At 68.0% G+C, this 20,004-nt stretch carries 20 protein-coding genes; 8 read left to right on the top strand and 12 right to left on the bottom strand.

Annotated elements, in window-relative coordinates; all coding sequences use genetic code 11:
• The first annotated feature begins 10 nt into the window (after positions 1 to 10).
• From U743_RS02610 to U743_RS02600, 3 genes are read left to right on the top strand one after another with little or no spacing between them, the layout of a single operon-like run.
• A complete protein-coding gene (locus U743_RS02610) occupies positions 11 to 1,783 on the top strand; it encodes a penicillin-binding protein activator (protein WP_232226701.1) in 1,773 nt (590 codons plus the stop codon).
• Positions 1,773 to 2,135 (top strand): YraN family protein, encoded by a 363-nt coding sequence (locus U743_RS02605; RefSeq protein ID WP_043765305.1) that lies wholly within the window; start codon positions 1,773 to 1,775, stop codon positions 2,133 to 2,135. Before U743_RS02610 ends, U743_RS02605 begins: the two co-directional genes overlap by 11 nt.
• Positions 2,132 to 3,547: an FAD-binding oxidoreductase gene (locus U743_RS02600; RefSeq protein WP_043765303.1), complete on the top strand. Its 1,416-nt coding sequence runs from the start codon at positions 2,132 to 2,134 to the stop codon at positions 3,545 to 3,547. Before U743_RS02605 ends, U743_RS02600 begins: the two co-directional genes overlap by 4 nt.
• Positions 3,548 to 3,728: 181 nt before the next feature.
• Here the strand turns inward: U743_RS02600 and U743_RS02595 are convergent, their stop codons facing one another.
• The 5 genes from U743_RS02595 to petA are packed head-to-tail and all read right to left on the bottom strand — an operon-like array spanning position 3,729 to position 7,388.
• Entirely contained in the window at positions 3,729 to 4,121 is a 393-nt protein-coding gene (locus tag U743_RS02595; protein ID WP_043765301.1) for a ClpXP protease specificity-enhancing factor, read from the bottom strand.
• 7 nt (positions 4,122 to 4,128) lie between these two features.
• Positions 4,129 to 4,794, bottom strand: coding sequence for a glutathione S-transferase N-terminal domain-containing protein (locus tag U743_RS02590; protein ID WP_052367448.1), 666 nt, complete (start codon positions 4,792 to 4,794; stop codon positions 4,129 to 4,131).
• Position 4,795: 1 nt separating this feature from the next.
• Entirely contained in the window at positions 4,796 to 5,545 is a 750-nt protein-coding gene (locus tag U743_RS02585; RefSeq protein WP_043765299.1) for a cytochrome c1, read from the bottom strand.
• Positions 5,546 to 5,556: 11 nt separating this feature from the next.
• The gene (locus U743_RS02580; RefSeq protein WP_043765297.1) at positions 5,557 to 6,795 is read right to left on the bottom strand and encodes a cytochrome b; all 1,239 of its coding nucleotides are present in this window, start codon (positions 6,793 to 6,795) and stop codon (positions 5,557 to 5,559) included.
• Complete coding sequence (petA, locus tag U743_RS02575) at positions 6,795 to 7,388, bottom strand: ubiquinol-cytochrome c reductase iron-sulfur subunit (RefSeq protein ID WP_043765295.1); 594 nt, start codon at positions 7,386 to 7,388, stop codon at positions 6,795 to 6,797. The genes U743_RS02580 and petA overlap by 1 nt, the downstream gene beginning before the upstream one ends.
• Before the next feature lie 213 nt (positions 7,389 to 7,601).
• Here petA and U743_RS02570 point away from each other — a divergent pair, with 213 nt between their 5' ends.
• Positions 7,602 to 8,372, top strand: a complete 771-nt coding sequence (locus tag U743_RS02570; protein ID WP_043765293.1) for an ABC transporter substrate-binding protein — start codon at positions 7,602 to 7,604, stop codon at positions 8,370 to 8,372.
• Between the two features lie 967 nt (positions 8,373 to 9,339).
• Here the strand turns inward: U743_RS02570 and hisD are convergent.
• Genes hisD through U743_RS02550 form a run of 4 tightly spaced genes read right to left on the bottom strand, consistent with a single transcriptional unit; the run spans position 9,340 to position 12,800 of the window.
• Positions 9,340 to 10,647 carry a histidinol dehydrogenase gene (hisD, locus tag U743_RS02565; RefSeq protein ID WP_043765291.1) on the bottom strand — a complete coding sequence of 436 codons (1,308 nt, stop codon included), beginning with the start codon at positions 10,645 to 10,647 and terminating at the stop codon, positions 9,340 to 9,342.
• Positions 10,644 to 11,300 (bottom strand): ATP phosphoribosyltransferase, encoded by a 657-nt coding sequence (gene hisG, locus U743_RS02560; protein WP_043765289.1) that lies wholly within the window; start codon positions 11,298 to 11,300, stop codon positions 10,644 to 10,646. Before hisG ends, hisD begins: the two co-directional genes overlap by 4 nt.
• Entirely contained in the window at positions 11,297 to 12,577 is a 1,281-nt protein-coding gene (gene murA / locus U743_RS02555; protein ID WP_043765287.1) for a UDP-N-acetylglucosamine 1-carboxyvinyltransferase, read from the bottom strand. Before murA ends, hisG begins: the two co-directional genes overlap by 4 nt.
• A 4-nt stretch (positions 12,578 to 12,581) precedes the next feature.
• Positions 12,582 to 12,800, bottom strand: a complete 219-nt coding sequence (locus U743_RS02550) for a BolA family protein (RefSeq protein ID WP_043765285.1) — start codon at positions 12,798 to 12,800, stop codon at positions 12,582 to 12,584.
• A gap of 114 nt (positions 12,801 to 12,914) precedes the next feature.
• Here U743_RS02550 and U743_RS02545 point away from each other — a divergent pair, with 114 nt between their 5' ends.
• The 4 genes from U743_RS02545 (at position 12,915) to U743_RS02530 (ending at position 16,128) form a co-directional block, all read left to right on the top strand.
• Positions 12,915 to 13,292 carry a hypothetical protein gene (locus tag U743_RS02545; RefSeq protein WP_052368374.1) on the top strand — a complete coding sequence of 126 codons (378 nt, stop codon included), beginning with the start codon at positions 12,915 to 12,917 and terminating at the stop codon, positions 13,290 to 13,292.
• Between the two features lie 112 nt (positions 13,293 to 13,404).
• Positions 13,405 to 13,731, top strand: a complete 327-nt coding sequence (gene grxD, locus U743_RS02540) for a Grx4 family monothiol glutaredoxin (protein WP_043765283.1) — start codon at positions 13,405 to 13,407, stop codon at positions 13,729 to 13,731.
• The gene (locus U743_RS02535; protein ID WP_043765281.1) at positions 13,728 to 15,245 is read left to right on the top strand and encodes a protein adenylyltransferase SelO; all 1,518 of its coding nucleotides are present in this window, start codon (positions 13,728 to 13,730) and stop codon (positions 15,243 to 15,245) included. The genes grxD and U743_RS02535 overlap by 4 nt, the downstream gene beginning before the upstream one ends.
• Before the next feature lie 19 nt (positions 15,246 to 15,264).
• Positions 15,265 to 16,128, top strand: coding sequence for an alpha/beta hydrolase (locus U743_RS02530; RefSeq protein ID WP_043770806.1), 864 nt, complete (start codon positions 15,265 to 15,267; stop codon positions 16,126 to 16,128).
• Here U743_RS02530 and U743_RS02525 read toward each other — a convergent pair.
• The 3 genes from U743_RS02525 to U743_RS02515 form a co-directional block, all read right to left on the bottom strand.
• Entirely contained in the window at positions 16,122 to 16,589 is a 468-nt protein-coding gene (locus tag U743_RS02525) for a Csu type fimbrial protein (RefSeq protein WP_052367447.1), read from the bottom strand. The genes U743_RS02530 and U743_RS02525 overlap by 7 nt on opposite strands.
• Before the next feature lie 8 nt (positions 16,590 to 16,597).
• Entirely contained in the window at positions 16,598 to 18,838 is a 2,241-nt protein-coding gene (locus U743_RS02520) for a fimbria/pilus outer membrane usher protein (protein WP_156966305.1), read from the bottom strand.
• A 197-nt stretch (positions 18,839 to 19,035) separates the two neighbouring features.
• The gene (locus tag U743_RS02515; protein WP_043770774.1) at positions 19,036 to 20,004 is read right to left on the bottom strand and encodes an IS5 family transposase; all 969 of its coding nucleotides are present in this window, start codon (positions 20,002 to 20,004) and stop codon (positions 19,036 to 19,038) included.

Raw genomic sequence — 20,004 nt, 5'->3', positions numbered from 1 at the left:
CCGCGGCACGGTGCAACAACGGGACGAGCCGCCCCTGACACGCGCCGAACGCCTGCTCGATGCGAACCGGCTCTACGAGGCCGAAGCCACGCTGGCCGAGATCGATTCCAGCACGCTGAGCGCGCGCGATCGGCATCGTCTGCGCGTGTTGCGCGCCGAGCTGTCGTTGGCCGCGCAGCAGCCGCTCTCCGCGCTGCGCGATCTGCCCGCGCCGCGCGCCACACCGGATCGCGAGCTGGCCGCGCGCACCGAGGCAGTGCGCGCCGAAACGCTACTCGCCATCGGCGATGTCGCCGGCGCCGTCAGTGCGCTGGTCACCCGCGGCGAGCTGCTCGACGACCCGGCTACGCACGCGACGAATGCCGACCGCATCTGGGAACTGCTTGCCAATCAGCCGCTGGACGCCGGCGCCCAGTCGCGCTTTTCCGGCGCCGACCGCGTCACGCGCGGGTGGTTCGAGTTGGCACTGATCGCCCGCGGCGCTGTCCCCGGCGAGCGAGTCGAGCTGCTCGAGCGCTGGCGCAGTCGCTTCCCCAACCACCCGGCTTCGGCGGGGCGCGCGATGAACTTCCGCGCGCGCCGCGTCGGCGAGGACTGGATCAAGACCGAGAGCGGCGGCGACATCGCCGTGCTGCTACCCGAACAGGGCCGCTTTGCCGCCATCGGCGGCTCCGTGCGCGACGGCCTCGTCACCGCATGGCAGGAGCGGCCGGAACCGCGCCCGAAGCTGCGCTTCTACGATAGCGGCGAAGCGCCCGAGGATGTGCTGAGGGCCGTCGACCGCGCCCTCGACGACGGCGCCACGCTGATCCTGGGGCCGCTGCGCAAGACACACGTCAACGCCCTTGCACGCTACGGCGCCCCGCCGGTGCCGATCCTCACTTTCAACCAGATGGATCCCGAGTTGCTGCCGCCGCGCAACATCATCCAGTACGGCCTGGCGCCGGAGGATGAGGCTCGCGCGGCCGTACGACGGGCCACGGCTGAAGGCAGCGGACGCATGCTCGCGCTGCTCATGCAGGCGGAGTGGACCGACCGCATCCTCGGCAGCCTTGAGCGCGCCGTCGACGAGCTCGGCGGCCAGCTGCTGGAGGTTCAGTTCCTGGCCGAGGGCGGCGACCTCTCCGCGCCAGTGAAAGCCATGCTCAACGTCGATGCCTCCGAGGCACGGCATCGCGCCGTTACGCGCGCTCTGGGCCTGCGCCCTGAGTTCGACGCCAGCGCGCGCGCCGACGCACAGTCCATCTTCTTCATCGCGCGACAACGCGAAGCCCAGCAGATTGCACCGCGCTTCGCATACTTCCGCGCCGGCGACCTGCCCGTCTACACAACCGCCCTGGCCTGGGAAGGCGTCACCCCGGTACCGGAGGAAATCCGCGGCCTGCGCATCTGCGACATGCCATGGATGATGCAGAATCCCGACGCTAGGTGGATGCCGTTGCGCGAAGCGCTTGCCGAAGATGCCGAGCGGCGCTTCGAACGATTCCCCCGCCTCTTCGCGCTTGGCCACGACGCGCTGCTTATGGCGCTGCAGTTCCAGCAAGGTTGGGCGCCCGGTGAGGCCTTCCCGGGGGCGACCGGTTATCTGCAGCTCACGCGCGAGGGCCACGTCCGCCGCGAGCTGGGCTGCGCCACGCTGCAGGCCGAGGGCGCGATACCGCTGCCGCCGATCACGAGTCAGGAAAGCGCTCCGCTGGAAATGCGAGAGGGGCTTCCCCGCAGTATCGACGACGATTCCGGGGACGAGCGGTGGCGCGACGATTTCCGGAGCCGTGACGACTGAGGGGCATCGCCGCGGCCGCAAGGCCGAGGACGCCGCGCTGCAGCAGCTGCAGGCCGCCGGCCTGCGCCTGGTTGCACGCAACGCGCGCAGCAGAGGCGGCGAGATCGACCTGATCATGCGCGACGGCGGAACACTGGTCTTCGTCGAGGTACGCAGCCGACGCAGTCGCAGCCACGGCGGCGCGCTCGCTTCCATCGATGGCCGCAAGCAGCAACGCATGGTCCGCGCCGCACAGAGCTGGCTGGCGCTGCACCCCCATGAGGCCGGACAGCCGATGCGCTTCGATATCCTCGCCTTTGAGGGCGAAGAGGCCGGACACTGGCTGCGGAACGCCATCGAGGCATCGGCTTGAGCGCATCTGCGCCCATCGCCAGCCTGCGCCAGGCGCTCGGTGTCGAGGCAGTGCGCGACGACATCGCCGAGCGGATCGCCTACAGCTACGACAACAGCCGCATGCAGGCTCTGCCCGAGGCAGTGGTCTTCGCGCATAGCCACGATGAGGTGGTCAAGGTCGTGCGCACCTGCCGGGAGGCGAGAACACCGCTGGTCGTACGCGGTCGCGGCACCAACACCACCGGCGCCAGCGTGCCGACCGAAGGCGGCATCGTGCTCAGTCTGGAAGGCATGCAGCGCATCCTCGACTATCGGCCGGCCGACCGCTTGCTGGTCTGCGAAGCCGGCACGCTCAACGGCGCCGTACAGGAACAGGCAGCCGCCGACGGTCTGTTCTGGGCGCCGGACCCCACTAGCACCGGCTATTCGACAGTGGGCGGCAACATCGCATGCGGCGCCGGTGGCCCACGCGCGGTGAAGTACGGCACCACCCGCGAGGCGCTGCTCGGATTGCGCGCCGTGGACGGCCACGGCGAGACGCTGATCTGCGGCTGCCGCACCAGCAAGGGTGTGGTCGGCTACGACTTAACGCGGCTTCTCGTCGGCAGCGAAGGGACGCTGGCCATCGTCACCGAGGCCACGCTGCGCTTGCTGCCGCGCCCCAGCGCACGGCGCGACATGCGCGCGGCCTTTAGCGATGTGAATAGCGCCGCCGCGGCGGTGGCACGCATCATGGGCCAGGCCGCCATCCCCTGCGCACTGGAGCTGATGGACGAGCAGTGCGTGGCGCTGGCGCAAGCCCACACCCCGCTCGATCTGCCTGCCGGCACCGGCGCGCTACTGCTGCTGAGCGCCGACGGTGACGAAGCCAGCATCGCCAACGAGATCGCTGCGATCGCACGCGCGGCCGAGGGCGACGGGCTGCTCGAATGGCGCGCCGCAGCCGACGAAGCTGATGCAGCGTCTGTTTGGGGGGCGCGCAAGGCGCTGTCTCCGGCGCTGCGCAGCCTGGCACCAAAGAAGATCAACGAGGATGTGGCCGTGCCCGTGAGCCGGCTGGCGGAACTGCTTGCCGGCTTGCGTGAACAATCGGCACGCCACGGTCTGCAGATCGTCAACTTCGGCCACGCCGGAAACGGCAATATCCACGTCAACATCCTCGCGGACCCGGACGACCCGTCACAGATGGCGACCGTCGACGCCTGTCTGGACGCCGTGTTCACGCTCGTACTATCGCTGGGCGGCACGCTATCCGGCGAGCACGGTGTGGGTGTGGCCAAGCGCGACTTCGTTGCACGAGAGATCGACGCCACGACGCTGGCACGCATGCGCGATATCAAGCGCCTCTTCGATCCCGACGGCATCCTGAATCCCGGCAAGACCCTGCCCGCCGCGCCCGGAGGCACGGTGATCGCGACTGAAGGCTGTTAGTCAGGGCATTCGAGCGTGATCCGACACCGCTTGGACCAGCGAAGCGAAATCAGCCTTGCGCAGATGGCTCGATTCCAGGCCCCGGCGCCGACACATACCTCGAACGCCCGGTGCGAACCGGGGTCACCTTCACCCTGACCAATCAGTGGTCATCTGTGAAACCTGTGGCCCCTTCCGGGACCTACTTCACGACGCGCAGGTGCGATTTCTTGGGTGGCTCGGGCTCGGGCTCGGGCGGCGGATCGTCGGGAACATCGCTTTCCTCGACCTCGCCGAAGACGATGCCCTCGCCGCTCTCGCGACCGAAGATGGCGAGCACCGCGCCCCAGGGCACGCGGCAGCCGAAGGGACGGCCGCCGAAGCGCGCGGAGAAGGTGATGGCTTCGCCGTCCATATCCAGCGCGGAGACCGCGCGCGGGCCGACGTTCAGCGTAATGCGCCCTTCCTCGACGTGTTCGACGGGAATCTCGCAACCCGGGAAGTCTGCGGCGACCAGCAGATGCGGCGTCTGGCCGTCGTCGCAGGCCCAGTCATAGATGGCACGCACGAGATACGGGCGGCGGGAACGGGACACGACGGAATCAGCCGGCGAGGTTGCGTTCGACGGCCGAGAGGCTGCGCTGGAAAGCGCCGCGGGCGAAGAGCCGGTCAGCATAGGTGCGCATGCCGTCCACCGAATCCAGCGGAATGCCGAGCGAGGGCAGCCGCCACATCAGCGGTGCCCAAGCCGTGTCGACCACGGTCATATCGTTGCCCATGAAGAAGCCGCGCGCCGGGAACATGCGTGCCAGACCGAGCAACTCCTCCTGCAGCGCCTTGCGCGCCTTCTGCGCAGCGGCGCCGGTGGCCAGGCCGGCTTCGGCCAAACCGTAAAGGTGCGAGGAGATGTGATGCTGGATCATGCGCGCGCGCGCTCGTCCGGCGGGCTCCACCGGCAGCAGCGGCGGGTGCGGATAACGCTCGTCGAGATACTCCACCACCAGCCGCGCCGGATAAAGCACGACCTCGCGGTCGGCCAGCGTCGGCAGTTCGCCGCGTGGCGACAGCGTCGCCCAATCCTCGTTGACCGTGTCCGGCTTGATCCACTCGATGGCCACGCCGTCGACATCCTTCTCGCAGAGGATCAGGCGCGCCCAGTGGCTGCCCAGATGGTCCTCGGCGGAAAAGAGCAACAGCCCGGCACGCCGAGCGGCCAGCGCGCTGGCCGGCGTTGCGCCGGTGACACCTGCGGGGTTGCGTACCGCCATATTAGTGGACGTCCTTCCAGTATTCCCGCTTCAGAAGGTAGGCCACGCCGAAGAATATCAGCAGATAGAACATCACCTTCCAGCCCAGCGATATGCGATCTGCCTTGCCGGGCTCGGCGGCGTAGGCGAGGAAGTTCGTCAGATCGGCGGTGAAGGCCTTGTACTCTTCGGGCGACAACGCCCCGGCCTCGACGACCTCCAGGCCATGGTTACCACCATGCCCGCCGCCGTGGCCATCTCCACCCTCGGCGTTCTCGTGATGCACAACCACCCCCTGCAGCTCGGCCAGCACGTGCGGCATAGCGGGGTTCGGCAGCTGCAGATTGTTGTATCCGGTGGTCGGGCTACCGGGATCGACGTAAAAAGTATTGAGGAAGCTGTAGATCCAGTCCGGCCCGCGCGAGCGCGCCGTCAGGCTCAGATCGGGCGGCTGTTTGCCGAACCAGTCGGCCGAGGCCTCCGGCATCGCCACCTCGATGTGCTCGTTGATGTCATCGGTGGTGAACATGAGCTGTTCCTCCACCACCTCCTCGGGAATCCCGAGATCCTCGGCCATGCGGTTGTAGCGCAGGAACTTCAGCCCGTGACATCCCGAGCAGTAGTTCATGAAGTTGCGCGCGCCGCGCTGCAGCGAGGCCTCGTTGCTAATGTCCGGCGAATAGCTCAGCACGGCGCCGCCGCCGGCGGCGAAGGCGGGGGCGCTGGCGAGCGCCACCGGTAGGGAGAGAAGACAAATAAGGCGTTTCATCATGACGGCTCGGCTCATTCGGTGACGCGGTCCGGGACCGGCTTGGTGCGATCCAGCTTCGAATACCAGGGCATGAGCAGGAAGAAGGCGAAGTAGTACACCGTGCAGATACGCGCGATGATGGTGCCCAGGTCGGTGGAAGCTCGCGTGCCGAGGTAGGTCAGCACGAGGAAGCTCACGGCGAAGAGCATGAGAATCACCTTCGACAGCAACCCCTTGTAGCGGATCGATTTCACCGGCGAGCGATCCAGCCACGGCAGCACAAACATGATCAACACCGCCGAGAACATGACGGTGACCCCGGCCAGCTTGTCGGGCACCGCTCGCAGCATGGCGTAGAAGGCGCCGAAGTACCACACGGGCACGATGTGCGCGGGCGTCTGCAGCGGATCCGCCGGCTCGAAGTTGGGTGCCTCGAGGAAGTTGCCGCCGCCCTCCGGCGCGAAGAACACCACGCCCAAGAAGATGATCAGGAAGAAGGCCGTACCGGCAATGTCCTTGACCGTGTAATAGGGGTGGAAGGGGATGCCGTCCACGGGCTTGCCGGAGGCGTCCTTGTTTTTCTTGATCTCGATGCCGTCGGGATTGTTCGAGCCCACTTCGTGCAGCGCCATGATGTGCGCGACCACCAGGCCCACCAGCACGAAGGGCAGCGCGACGACGTGCAGCGAGAACATGCGGTTGAGCGTGGCATCCGAGGGGATGTAGTCGCCCTGAATCCAGACCACGAGATCGGGCCCGATCACCGGGATGGCACCGAACAGGGAGATGATCACCTGCGCGCCCCAAAAGCTCATCTGCCCCCAAGGCAGCACATAGCCGGCGAAGGCCTCGGCCATCAACGCCAGGTAGATCAAGCAGCCGAAGATCCACAACAGCTCGCGCGGCTTGCGGTGGGAGCCGTAGAGCAGCGCGCGAAACATGTGTAGATAGACGACGATGAAGAAGGCCGACGCGCCGGTCGAATGCAGGTAGCGGATGATGTTGCCCCAAGGCACATCGCGCATGATGTACTCGACGCTGGCGAAGGCTTCCGCCGCACTCGGCTTGTAGTGCATGGTCAGGAAAATGCCGGTCAACAGCTGATTGACCAGCACCAACATCGCCAGCGAGCCGAAGTAGTACCAGAAGTTGAAGTTCTTCGGCGCGTAATACTCACCGACGTGGTCCTTCCACATCTTGGTCAGCGGGAAGCGGTCGTCGATCCAGCCGAGGAAGCCGGTGGTGTTATGCGGGTTCGGGGTGATGGCCATTACGCGGTTTCCTTGTCCTCGCCGATCAGGATCTCTGTTTCGGAGACGTAGTGATGCGGCGGTATCACCATATTCAATACCGCCGGCACGCCTCCGTAAACGCGACCGGCCAGATCGAATTTCGAGCCGTGGCAGGGGCAGAAGAAACCGCCCAGCCAATTCTCACCCAGATCCGCCGGTGCCTTCTCGGGCCGAAACTTGGGAGAGCAGCCTAGGTGCGTGCAAATACCCACCATGACAAGAATCCCGGGTTTGATCGAGCGCTGTTGATTCTGCGCATAGGGCGGCTGCTGCGGCTGCTCCGACTCCGGATCGCGCAGACGGTCTGTGACCTTGTCGAGCGTGTCGAGCATCTCCGGAGTGCGGTTGACCACCCACACCGGTTTGCCGCGCCAGGCCGTGGTGACCATCTGCCCGGGCTCGAGATTCTCGATGTTGAGGGATACCGGAGCCCCTAGCGCCTTGGCGCGCTCGCTGGGCGCCATTGATGCCAGGAAGGGGACTGCTGCCGCCGCCGCACCGCCCGCGCCGACCACCGAAGTGGCAAGCGTCAGGAAGCGACGCCTATTGGTGTTCACACCTTCGTTACTCATTCGCCTCGATCCTGTTGTCATCGCTGACGGCGCGGGACCGCGGACACGGCCACTGCACGCCCTTTCGATCGCGCCGCTGATGCGAACCCCGGGGCGCTCCGCGGGGGGTCGGCATACTTCGGGCACGACAGCGGCGAATTATAGCCGGGTTGCATCATCAAGGCCGTGCGGCGACGGCTGGCCGCACCCCGCGGGGGCTGGCAGCATGCAACCATGCGTATCGTTTCCCACACCGCCTCCAACACCGAGATCGTCTGCGCACTGGACATGGGCCACGCGCTGGTCGGTGTCGACGCCGACTCCGACCATCCGCCCGAGACCGTCGCCCCACTGGCCAAGCTAGGCCGCGATCTCGATTTCGACACGCAGGCTGTGCGCAATCTGGAGCCTGACGTCGTGCTCAGCTCGCTGACCGTACCCGGCCACGAAAAGGTCGTCGAGAGCCTGCGCGCCGCCGGCCTGCCCGTCTACGTCGCCGACCCGGTCAGCCTGGACGACGTCTTCGCCGATATCCGCGCCATCGCTGAACTGCTGGAAGTGCCGGAACGCGGCGAGCAGCTAGTGGCGGACATGCAGACCGCCATGCCCGAGCGCGCCGACCCTGCCGGACCGCGCATCGCCGTGGAATGGTGGCCGAAGCCGGTGATCGTCGCCGCCGGCGCCAGCTGGATCACGGATCTCGTTGCCCGTGCCGGCGGCCGCAATCCCTGGGCCGAGCGCACCGACAAGAGCTGCACCGTGGAGCCGGAAGAAGCCCGGACCATGGCACCAGAGATCGTCGTCATGAGCTGGTGCGGCGTCGCCGAGGCCAACTACCGCGCCCGCCACGTGCTCGAGCGCGAGGGTTGGGGGGAGGTGCCGGCCGTGCGCGAGCGACGGGTGCATCCCATCACCGAGGCGCATCTGGGGCGGCCGGGGCCGCGGTTGGTGGAGGGGTATCGGCGGATTGCGGCGCTGGTGGACGCAGTGCGGGATCCGGCTTAGGCATCTGAGCGACCTTTGATGCACCGATCTTGCAAATCTTGCCGCTGATGAGAGCCCTCGTTGGCACCGTTGACGCTCGCGGATTCCGCGCTCTGAAACCTCGGCGCTATCGGTTGTACCCGCGCTACCGGCGCGGCTTACTTTTCTATTACGCGATAGAAAAGCAAGCAAAAGACCGCGCCCAGACACCAGCGCCGGCCCTGACGGGCCGGTCCCCGAAGCGACGGGCGTGCTCGGCATCGGCTCGACACGACATCCCTGTCGTGACGAGCCTTGGCGCGCCGTCCATGGCGCACCATCCCCTGCGCGCGCCCGTCGCTTCGGCGCTGGTGTAGGGGGAATCCGGAACGGCTCGTCGCTTCGCGACGTCGCTGCAAAGGGGCGCGACTCGCATGCCGCGATGCCGCAAAGCGGCGAGCCGTCCAGAACGTGCCCTTTGAGGGGTGATGCGCGACCGACTTGCCAGTGGCAAGTCGCAGCGCGCATCACGGCTGGGCCATGGAAGGCCCAGCCAGGGTCACTTGGCGAGGTCCGGACGACCGAGCCTAGTGACCGCGGCGATCTTTGCGCGAGGCATGGGCTGTGATCGCCTGCCATCCCTGGCGCTACCTTTTCGCTCGAATGCTGCCCCGGCCCGGACATCCATGTCCGGGCGCTCCCAGCGCTGCGAAGTGCCACTGGCACTTCGGTCGCTGCTCGCCCCCGAGCACGGCATTCGAGCCGGGAACCTGTCGCCGCGAAGCCGCGGCAGGCCACCCGGCGGGCACACGGTTTTTGGTTACTTTTTGCCAAGACAAAAAGTGACCCGCGCCGGTCGCGTGGCAACCTACGGCAGCGCTATTGCTATGCGGCGCGGAATCCGCGAGCAGATCGGTTCCCAACAGGATTCCGTCATGCCAAGAACCAGCGAGCACGAAGGTCTAAAAGAAACTTGGTGCCGAACCCACACCCTTCCCGCGAACCAGCGTCACTTCCCCATCCGCAACCGCGCACTAGTCGCATGCGCAGCCAGCCCCTCGGCGTCGGCGATAGCCGCGGCCACCGGCGCCAGCTTGGCGGCTCCGCGCGGACTGCAGGCAACAATGCTGGAACGCTTCTGGAACTCATAGGTGCCCAGCGGGCTGGCGTAGCGCGCCGCGCGCGAAGTCGGCAGCACGTGATTCGGCCCGGCGCAATAGTCGCCCAGTGCCTCGGGCGTATGCGCGCCGACGAAGATGGCGCCAGCGTGGCGAATATCCGCCATCAGCGCCTCGGGCTCGCGCACGGCCAGTTCCAGATGCTCCGGCGCGATGACATTGGCCACGGCCACGGCCCGATTGAGATCGGCCACCTGGATCAGCGCGCCGCGATCGGCCAGCGCTGTGCGCACGATGTCGGGCCGGCCGGTGGCTTCGAGCGCCGCCGGCAGCGCCGCGGTGATGGCGTCCAGATAGGCCGCATCCGGGCAGATCAGGATGGACTGCGCCTCTTCGTCGTGCTCGGCCTGGGCGAAGATGTCCTGGATCATCCATTCCACCGGCGCGCTGCCGTCCGCAATGATGCAGACCTCGCTGGGCCCGGCCACCGAGTCGATGCCGACACGGCCGAAGACCTGGCGCTTGGCCTCGGCGACATAGGCATTGCCCGGGCCGACGATCTTGTCCACCGCCGGCACGGTCTCGGTGCCGTAGGCCATCGCCGCCACGGCCTGGGCGCCGCCGATGGCGAAGACGCGGTCGACACCGGCCAGCGCCGCAGCCGCCAGCACGGTGTCGTTACGCAAGCCGTCCGGTGTCGGCACGCACATGACGATCTCTGCAACGCCGGCGGCGCGCGCCGGCACAGCATTCATCAGCACCGAGCTGGGATAGGCCGCGCGCCCGCCCGGCACGTAGATGCCGGCGCGGTCGATGGGGGTGACGCGCATGCCGAGACGATTGCCGTGATCGTCCTCCTGCTCGAAGCCGTGCAGCGCCTGCGCTTCGGCATGGTCGTAAATGCGATCGCGGGCCGTGATCAGAGCATCGCGAAGCTTCGGATCCAGCCGGTCCAGCGCCGCGCGCAGCTCGGCCTGCGGAATTTCGGGCACGCGGCCGTCGGCGCATTCCATGCGGTCGAGACGACGCGTCTGCGCGACCACGGCAGCGTCGCCGTCGCGGCGGACTTCGCTGATGATGCCGGCGACGATGGCGCGCACCTCCTCGTCGCGCTCGGGCAGGCGGTCGAGCAGCGCGGACAGTGCGCCGTCGAAGCCGGCCGCGCCGGCGTCGAGGCGACGCATCAGATCACCGCTCATGCCGCCTCCGTGGCAGCGGCCACGACCTCCCGGAAACGGTCGACCCAGTGGCTGACCGCGGCGTGCTTGGTCTTCATCGCCGCCTTGTTGACGACCAGCCGCGAGCTGATCGGCGCGATGGTCTCGTACTCGATCAGGCCGTTGGCCTTCAGCGTGCTGCCGGTGGCGACAAGGTCGACGATGGCGTCGGCCAGCCCCACCAGCGGCGCCAGCTCCATGGAGCCGTAGAGCTTGATGATCTCCACTTGCCGCCCCATGCGACCGAAGTGCTGGCGCGCGATGGCGGGATACTTGGTGGCGATGCGCGGCCGGCGGCGCAGCCCGTCGAGACCGGCGCCGGGAAGGCCGGCCACCACCATGCGGCAGAGCGCGATCTGCAGGTCCAGCGGCTCGAATAGGCCGCTGCCGCCGTGCTCCATCAGCACATCCTTGCCGACGATGCCGATATCGGCGGCACCGTGTTCGACATAGGGCGGCACGTCGGTGGGCCGGATGACCAGCAGCTCGACCCCGGGTGTCTGCGCCGGCAGGCGCAGCAGGCGCTCGTCCAGGTCGGCGCGCGGCAGCAGACCGAGCGGGCCGAGCAGGGATTCGCTTTCCTCGAAGATGCGGCCCTTGGAGAGGGCCAGCGTGATGGCGTTGGCTTGGCTCATGCCGCCTCCTGTGGGGCACGGGTGACGCGCTGCACATGCGCGCCCAGATCGCGGAACTTCTCTTCCAGGCGCTCGTAGCCGCGGTCGAGATGGTAGATGCGGTCGACCAGGGTATGCCGGTCGGCGACCAGGCCGGCCAGCACCAACCCGGCCGAAGCACGCAGGTCGGTCGCCATCACCGGCGCGCCCTGCAGCTGCTCGCGCCCGCGCACGATGGCGGTATTGCCCTCGACGCGGATGTCCGCGCCCAGTCGCTGCAGCTCAAGCGCGTGCATGAAGCGATTCTCGAAGACCGTCTCGACAACGGTGCCGACACCTTCGGCGATGCAGTTCATGGCCATGAACTGCGCCTGCATGTCGGTGGGGAAACCCGGGAACGGCGCGGTATGCACATCCACCGCCTGCGGCCGCCGACCGGCCATGTCCAGGCTGATCGCATCGTCGTCGACCATGACGGTCGCGCCGGCCTGCTCCAGCTTGCGCAGCACCGCGTCGAGCAGCCCGGAGCCGGCACCGCGCACGGTGACCTGTCCGCGCGTCATGGCGCCGGCAACGAGGAAGGTGCCGATCTCGATGCGGTCGGGCAGCACGCGGTGATCGGCGCCGTGCAGGGCGTCGACGCCCTCGACGGTGATGGTGGCGGTGCCGGCGCCGGAAATGCGCGCGCCCATGGCGTTGAGGCAGGCGGCCAGGTCGGCGATCTCCGGCTCGCGCGCGGCGTTTTCCAGCACCGTGGTGCCCTCGGCCAGCGTCGCGGCCATCATCAGATTCTCGGTGCCGGTGACGGTCACCGTATCCATGAAGAAACGCGTGCCCTTCAAGCGCGACGCGCGGGCGTGGATGAAGCCGCCCTCGACGATCACCTCGGCCCCCATCGCACGCAGGCCTTCCAGGTGGATATCCACCGGCCGCGCCCCGATGGCGCAGCCACCGGGCAGCGACACGCGCGCCTCGCCGGAGCGCGCCAACAGTGGCCCGAGCACGAGGATGGAGGCACGCATGGTCTTGACCAGCTCGTAGGGCGCCGTGTGCGTTGTCAAGGTGGCCGCGGTGATCGTGGCCGTGCCCGTCTCGGCGTCAGCTTCCACTTCGGCGCCCAGCTCGCGCAGCAGGCGCTGCGTGGTGCGCACATCCTGCAGCTGCGGAAGATTCGTCAACCGCAGGGGCTCCGCGGACAGCAGCGCGCTGCACAGGATGGGCAGCGCGGCATTCTTCGCGCCCGATGCGCAAATGGTGCCGTTCAGCCGCGCGCCACCCTCGATCAGCAGCTTGTCCACGGCGTCAGGCTGCGCGCGTGCGCAGCGCCAGCGCGTGAATCTCGCCGCCCATCCGCTCGCCCAGGGTCTCGTAGACCATGCGGTGCTGCGCCAGCACGGAATGGCCGGCAAAGCCCTCGTAGACGATCTCGGCTTCGAAGTGCTGACCGTCGTCGCCGCGCACGGTGACCTGCGCGCCGGGAAGGCCCTGCTCGATGAGCTGCTGGATGTCTTGCGCCTGCATGGGTCGGCTGCTTGCTGCTGGAGAGGCGCGAATTGTACTAGCAGGCGGGTGCGCGAATCGAAGGTGGCAGGCTCGCAGCTGGGCAACCGGCAACGCTCCCCCTACCCTGCGCGCATGAACCCTCCCACACAGACAGGCTCTGCCGCCGATTTCCAGACCGCGCTACGCCAGTATCTGGAGGCGGTCGCGCGCCAGCCTCCGGGCACAGCGAGCTATCGCGAGGCACTGACGGCGCTCAATATCCCGCCGCCGCGCAGCATGCAGAAGCTGACGCAGGCGCTGGAGGAGAGCATGACCGAAGATGCAGCCGCCGGCCGTGCGCTGCGCGCGGCGGTGATCGTCAGCGGCCACGGCCCGGCGCTGCCCCGCCCCGGCTTCTTCGCCCATGCGCGCAGCCTCGGCCGCTACGACGGCCCCGAAGAGGGCGACGCAGCGGCCGATTTCCACGCCCGCGAGCTGGCGGCACTGTGCGCCGAGCTCGGTATCACTTGATCAACCGGGCACGGAAAAGGCAGGACCGCGGGCACGAATGGGATACTGAGGGCCATGGGCGCTGTCCCACCCCTACCGGTGCGCCACGGCGCACCCGCAAACGGAGTTCATCATGACCGAAGCAAGCACCGACACCTCCATCCACGACCGCATCGACGAGCTGGTCCGCAGCAACGACGTCGTGCTCTTCATGAAGGGCACGCCGGAAGCACCTCAGTGCGGCTTCTCGGCCACCGTCGTCAAGGCGCTGTCGCTGCTGGAGCAGCCCTTCACCGCCGTCAATGTGCTCGAGGACGACGCCGTCCGGGAGGGCGTCAAGGCCTACGCGAAGTGGCAGACAATCCCGCAGCTCTATGTCCGCGGCGAGTTCGTCGGCGGCTGCGACATCGTGCGCGAGATGTACGGCTCGGGCGAGCTGCGCACGCTGCTGGACGGATGAACCTGCCCGCCGGCGAGCAGAGCCCGGCGGTCGAAGGCCTTCCGAGCTTCGACAACAGCTACGCGCGGCTGCCGGAAAGCTTCTACGCGCGGCAGCCGCCGCGCGCGGCGAAGGCGCCGCAATTGCTGCGCCTGAACCGGCCGCTCGCTGCCGAGCTGGGCTTCGATCCGGCCAGCCGCACGGATGCCGAATGGGGCGCGATATTTGCCGGCAATGCCCCCCTGCCCGGCGCCGAGCCGCTGGCCATGGCCTACGCGGGGCACCAGTTCGGGCACTTCGTGCCACAGCTGGGTGACGGCCGCGCCCAGCTGCTGGGCGAGGTCGTCGACACGGCCGGCCGGCGCCGCGACATCCAGTTGAAGGGCGCCGGCCGCACCTACTTCTCGCGCGGCGGCGACGGCCTCGCCGCCCTCGGCCCCGTACTGCGCGAGTACATCGTCTCGGAGGCCATGCACGCCCTCGGCGTGCCCACGACGCGCGCGCTGGCCGCGGTTACCACCGGTGAGCAGGTCATGCGCGAGGCCTTCCTGCCGGGCGGCGTCATCACGCGCGTGGCGGCCAGCCATGTGCGCGTTGGCACTTTCCAGTTCTTCGCCGCGCGCGGCGATGTCGACAGCACGCGCCAGCTGGCCGACTACGTCATCGCGCGCCACTATCCGGAGCTGCAGGGGCACGCCACGCCCTACCTCGCGCTGCTGGAAGCCGTGAGCGCGCGCCAGATGGCGCTGGTCGCGCAGTGGATGAGCGTGGGCTTCATCCACGGCGTCATGAACACCGACAACGTCTCCATCGCCGGCGAGACGCTCGACTACGGCCCCTGCGCCTTCATGGACAGCTATCACCCCGACACGGTCTTCAGCTCGATCGACCAGGCCGGCCGCTACGCCTACGCCCAGCAACCGCGCATAGCCCAATGGAACATGGCGCGCTTCGCCGAATGCCTGCTGCCGCTGATCGATGCGGACAAGGACGCGGCCGTGGCGCGCGCCACCGAAGTCCTGCAGGAAGCGGCAAACCGGATGGAGTCGGAATGGCTGGCAGTGCTGCGCACCAAGCTCGGCCTGCAGCGCGACGAGGACGACGACCGCCAGCTCATTCAGCAACTGCTGGGGCACATGCAGGCGCAGGAAGCCGACTTCACGCTCGCCTTCCGCGCGCTGGCCGACGCGCTGGAGGCGCGCGAACCGATGGAGGTCCCGGCACTGACCAGCGTCTTCGCCGAAGCCGGGGCACTGGCCCCCTGGCTGGCGCAATGGCGCACCCGGCTGGCGCGCGAGGACGCCGACTCCGCCGAGACCGCGCAGCGGCTGCGCGCGGTTAATCCGCGCTACATCCCGCGCAACCATCAGGTCGAGGCGGTGATCACCGCGGCCGTCGAACGGGACGACTTCGCTCCCTTCCACGCCATGGTCGAGACCATGGCCGATCCCTTCACAGAGCGCGAGGCCGCCGAGGCCTACGCGACGCCGCCGCAACCGGAAGAGCGCGTCACGCAGACCTTCTGCGGCACCTGAGCGCGTGGCCGGCCTGCGCATGCTGGGGCTGCTGCTCGTCGCCGGAGCGATCGGCTTCGTGATTCTCGGCAGCCTGCTCTACGCCTTCCAGGAACGCCTGATCTTCCTGCCGGGAACGCCCGGCTGCGACCTGCGCGCCACACCGGCGGACGCCGGGCTGGCCTATGAGGATGTCGCGATCACGACCACCGATGGCGAGCGGCTGCGCGGCTGGTTCGTGCCGGCCGAGGACGATGCGGCGCCGGTGCTGCTGCATTTCCACGGCAACGCCGGCAACATCGGGGATCGCATCGATCTGCTGCAGCTCTTCCACGAACTGGGGCTGGCGACGCTCATCGTCGATTATCGCGGCTACGGCCAATCCACCGGCAGGCCCTCCGAAGAAGGCACCTACCGCGACGCCATGGCCGCCTGGCGCCATCTGGTGGACGAGCGCGGCATCCATCCCGAGCGCATCCTGTTGCACGGCCAGTCGCTGGGCGGCGCGGTGGCGGCCTGGCTGGCCACCGAGGTCGCGCCGGCCGGGCTGATTCTCGATTCCACCTTCACCTCGGTACCGGCCATCGCAGCCGAGATCTACCCCTGGCTGCCGACGCGGCGGCTGGCGCGCATCGACTACGACACCCTCTCACGCGTCCCGCAGATCGATGCCCCGACGCTGGTGCTACATTCGCGCGACGACGACATCATCGGCTTCCATCACGGCCAGCGCCTGGCCGAGGCTGCCAACACCGAGCTGGTTGCGCTCAGCGGTGGCCACAACGAGGCCATCGCGCTGAGCCGCCAGCGCTACCGTTCAGCGCTGCACGACTTCGTCGCCACACTCGACGCATCGCCCCGGACGGCACCCGGCCAAGAAAGCAGCAACCACGAAGCTCAGTAGAGCACCGTGACGGTAATGAAATCGCTGTAGCTGCCTGGCGCTACGCTCTGCAGGGCCGGCACGCGCGCATAGACCGTGCGATTGACCGTGGCCGGGAGGTTCAGCGCCGAAAGCAGGATGCTGCCGGAAACGCTGCCGAAACCACCGCTACCGTTACCCCAGACCGTGCTGCGGGACACATTGCTGTACAGGTTGTACTGCAGCGTCGCGCCGGCCGCGCTCATCTGCCGGGCGCCGAAATTGCCGCTGTTGCCGGCCGAAAGGCGAATCTCATAGGACAGCAGCAAGGACAGGAAGGCTTGGCAGGTGACGCTGACCTGCCCGCTGCTGTCATTCGGCGCGCCCGCCTGTGGATTGTAGGTACCGAAGGCGACCGGCGACGCCGACACGCTGCAGGTCTGAGCAGCAGCAGGCCATGCCGCCATCGACAGCAGGAGCAGCCCCAGGACACGGATCGGCAATCGGAGACTCATCGCGCGATGGCCCGGCAGACGAGTTCGATCGGCGTCCCGAGGTCCGGCTGCGCCGGGACCTGCAAGCTCGCCTCGCAGGTCGTCGCTCCGCTGCCAGCGCGCAGCGTGTGCGCGCCGGGCTCGAGTCGAAGCCAGGCTCGGCCGCCGTGCCCGACCGGATGCGGCGTGCCGCTGGCGCGGTCACGCAGCGCGCTACCCGCCGGAATCGGCTCTTCGTTCTCGTCGCGCAGCACAACTTCGATGCCCACACGACGATCGTGCGTGAAATCGACGCGCACACCGCTGCGGCCACGCGGCACCACGGTCTGCGCCAACGTGGCGACAGGCTGCTCGATCGGGAGATTCTCGGCGCGGATGCCGATGCGATTGCGCTCGTAAGGGCGCAGATCCGGCAGCAGTGCCACACCTTCGGCATTGGATCGCGCGATCAGGCGATTGTCGAGATACACCCCCATATCGTCGAGGGCGCCGAGATCGACCACCGCGAAGCTCCCCCGCACCGGCCGCGTCCAGAACACGTCCCCGCCGAGCCAGGCAAGGCCAGTGCGCGCCCCGGCGCGCAGGCCGGTCGCTCCGTCGCGCTGACTGGCGGCGAAGGACAGCGTTCCGACATTACCGCCGTAATCCAGCGCCGCGCTGCCACGTTGCACCGGGCCACCCTCTATCTCGCCGCGATAGCCCCAGCCAAGCGCCCCAGCGGGTGTGCGCTGCACGCTTGCACGGGTGCGCGAAGGCTGCGCCGCGACCTGCTGATGCTGCAGGGCGGCACTGACACCGCCGGCGAAGGCATAGCTCAGCGTCGCAATGGCGCGCCGGTCACGCGTGCCCTCCGCCCGCACCTCGCCAAGCTGCAGACCGACCTGAAGACCCTGGGCTATCTGCAGGCTGCCCCCGAGATTGAGCAACTGCAGGTCACGACCACCGCGAGCGGCCTCCTTGGAATAGGTCAGCGACAGTGAAGCGCGCGGCGGCAGCACGGCGTTGATGCGCGCGAAATCGCGATAGCGCGGTGCCGATTGGTCCGGCGCGTCCCCGACGCGGCGAAATTCTGCCTGCGCCCACTCGCGACGCAGGCTCAGCCCGTATCGGCCGGCAATATCCCGTTCCAGGCCGAAGGCGCCGAAGCCTCCACCCGTTCCGTCGCTGCCGCCATAGGCCGTCGTCGCCGAGACAAGCCCGAGATGACCGACGCGGTAAAGCGCGCTCGCGCCCAGCGCCCCACCGCCGGCCTGCCACTCGCCGCGCAGCTCAGCGGTGAGTGTCGGATGCAGGCCGTAACGATAGGTCAGTGTTCCGAAGGCATCGCCGTAGGCGGCCGATGCCAGCCCGTAGTCGCGACGCAGAAAGCCGACATCGAGCGCGTAGTCGGCGAGCCCTGGGTGCAGCAATTGCGGACTGACGTAGAAGGGCTGCGTGAGGCGCGTCTCCCGGCCGAGCGCGTCGCGCACCACGATCACTGCCTCACCGCCGCCACTGATCGCCGGCACATCCTGCAACTCGAAGGGACCGCCATCCACTGGTTGCCGCGCGCGCAGACTGTCGTTGATGAAGACGTCGAGGGTCGACGGCAAGGCCGCCTGACCGGCGAGCACAGGCTGCGGAAAGGGCACGAAATAGGGCTGCAGGCTGAAATCGGTAGCCCAGCGCAGGCCGACATAGCGCACGGTGCGCCCCCAGCTTCCGGCACTGCTGGTGCTGTCTCCGAGAGCCAAGGTAGCCAGCGATTCGGGCGATTCGATCAGCCAGGTGCTGTCCAACCGGATGAAACCTCCGTCATCATCGGCCACCGCGGTCTGCAGGCCGCGCCCGCCGCGGCCGAAGACGCCCAGCTCGAAGAAGCTCGCGGCGCGATCCGCGCCGTCGCCGCCGCTGTACAGCAGATCGGCATTGAAATAGCCACCCGGCGCGACCTCCGACAAGGGGGCCGCTTCACCGCGCCGCATGAGCGAGTGGCTCACCGCACTCCGACCGGTTGCCGTGAGATCGACGTGCAAGCTCTGCGTGCACGCGTCGTGCCGGTAGCGCAGCCCCGCGATATCGTCGAGCGCGTGCCAATGCTGCCCGGCGTAGGGCAGCGATGCCGAGGGGATATCGCTGAGCCGCCACCGGGAGAGCGCGCCCCGATCCAGCCAGAGCCGCCCATCGCTGCTGCGCAGAACATGCCGCAGCTGCGCATCCGCCTCGCCGGCATCGACCACCAGCAACCATTCAGTGACGGTGTCATCCCCGGGGGCCACCACGCTGGCACAGTCGCGCGCATCGATCGGAGTGAGCGCCAGCGCCAGTATCGTGAAGACGACACGCCTAGGGAATGTCTGATCAAAGTCGGATGAGTGACCGCGAAGACATTGCAGGCTGCACACCGGGTGAAATGAAGGCTGTTTCGGGGGCTTCAGCCTCTGCAGAAGCCCGATTTCGTTGTCATTGGACGCACCTATCCTGCCGCCAGCAGCTGTCTTCGGGCCGCCACGAGGTTGGCCATGGCAAACAGGCTGTGCAGGTGCGCGGTGTTCTTGGTCAGGCCGCGATAGCGGACCTTGGTGTAGCCGAACTGGCATTTGACAATCCGAAACGGATGCTCGACCCGGGCTCTCAGAGACGCCAGACGTCGGTTGGCGGCGCGCTGCCATTCCAGCAGCGCCTTGCCGGCACTGCGCACGTAAGGCGTGACGATGCGCGGTCCACTATCGGGCGCCGGGGCATCCAGGCTGCGGCCCGTGCGTCGATAGCCGGCATCGCCCAGCACGATGCGTTCTTCGCCGTGCAGCAGGGCTTCGGTCTGGGTGATGTCGGCGACTTTGGCCGTTGTGCCGATAACGGTGTGCACGAGGCCACTGTGGGCATCGGCGCCGATATGCGCCTTGCAGCCGAAGTACCACTGGTTGCCCTTGCGCGTCTGACTCATGTCGGGATCCCGCGTACCGCTCTGGTTCTTCGTCGAGCTGGGCGCGTGGATCAGCGTGGCGTCCACCAGCGTGCCTTCGCGCAGCATCAGGCCCCGCTCGCGCAGGTGGGCATTGACCTCGGCAAAGATCTGCTCGGCCAGCCCGTGCCGCTCCAACAGCCGCCGGAACTGCAGGATCGTGCTCTCGTCAGGCACCGCCTCATCCGTCAGCGTGATGCCGGCAAAGCGGCGCATGGCATCGGAGTCGTAAAGCGCCTCTTCGGCGCCTGGATCCGACAGCCCGTAGAACTGCTGCAGGCAGTAGATGCGCAGCTTGGTGGCCAGCGACAGCGGCCGGCGCCCCGGCTTGCCCGCCTTGGGCTTCGGGTAGTGCGGCGCAATCAACGCCTCCAGGCGCGACCACGGAATAACCGCATCCATCTCCGCCAGAAACTTCTCGCGGCGCGTCACCTTCTTCTTGTGCGCCTGCTCAAGATCCGCGAACGTCCGCTGCTTCAT

Source organism: Algiphilus aromaticivorans DG1253 (genome assembly GCF_000733765.1).
Taxonomy (GTDB): Bacteria; Pseudomonadota; Gammaproteobacteria; order Nevskiales; family Nevskiaceae; genus Algiphilus; species Algiphilus aromaticivorans.
This window is presented reverse-complemented; position numbering and strand designations above follow the sequence as displayed.

Coding starts and splice junctions, on each gene's coding strand:
- U743_RS02590 (WP_052367448.1), bottom strand. CDS start 4,794: ATGGCGGTACGCAACCCCGCAGGTGTCACCGGCGCAACGCCGGCCAGC.
- U743_RS02585 (WP_043765299.1), bottom strand. CDS start 5,545: ATGATGAAACGCCTTATTTGTCTTCTCTCCCTACCGGTGGCGCTCGCC.
- U743_RS02580 (WP_043765297.1), bottom strand. CDS start 6,795: ATGGCCATCACCCCGAACCCGCATAACACCACCGGCTTCCTCGGCTGG.
- petA (WP_043765295.1), bottom strand. CDS start 7,388: ATGAGTAACGAAGGTGTGAACACCAATAGGCGTCGCTTCCTGACGCTT.
- U743_RS02570 (WP_043765293.1), top strand. CDS start 7,602: ATGCGTATCGTTTCCCACACCGCCTCCAACACCGAGATCGTCTGCGCA.
- hisD (WP_043765291.1), bottom strand. CDS start 10,647: ATGAGCGGTGATCTGATGCGTCGCCTCGACGCCGGCGCGGCCGGCTTC.
- hisG (WP_043765289.1), bottom strand. CDS start 11,300: ATGAGCCAAGCCAACGCCATCACGCTGGCCCTCTCCAAGGGCCGCATC.
- U743_RS02550 (WP_043765285.1), bottom strand. CDS start 12,800: ATGCAGGCGCAAGACATCCAGCAGCTCATCGAGCAGGGCCTTCCCGGC.
- U743_RS02545 (WP_052368374.1), top strand. CDS start 12,915: ATGAACCCTCCCACACAGACAGGCTCTGCCGCCGATTTCCAGACCGCG.
- grxD (WP_043765283.1), top strand. CDS start 13,405: ATGACCGAAGCAAGCACCGACACCTCCATCCACGACCGCATCGACGAG.
- U743_RS02535 (WP_043765281.1), top strand. CDS start 13,728: ATGAACCTGCCCGCCGGCGAGCAGAGCCCGGCGGTCGAAGGCCTTCCG.
- U743_RS02530 (WP_043770806.1), top strand. CDS start 15,265: ATGCTGGGGCTGCTGCTCGTCGCCGGAGCGATCGGCTTCGTGATTCTC.
- U743_RS02515 (WP_043770774.1), bottom strand. CDS start 20,004: ATGAAGCAGCGGACGTTCGCGGATCTTGAGCAGGCGCACAAGAAGAAG.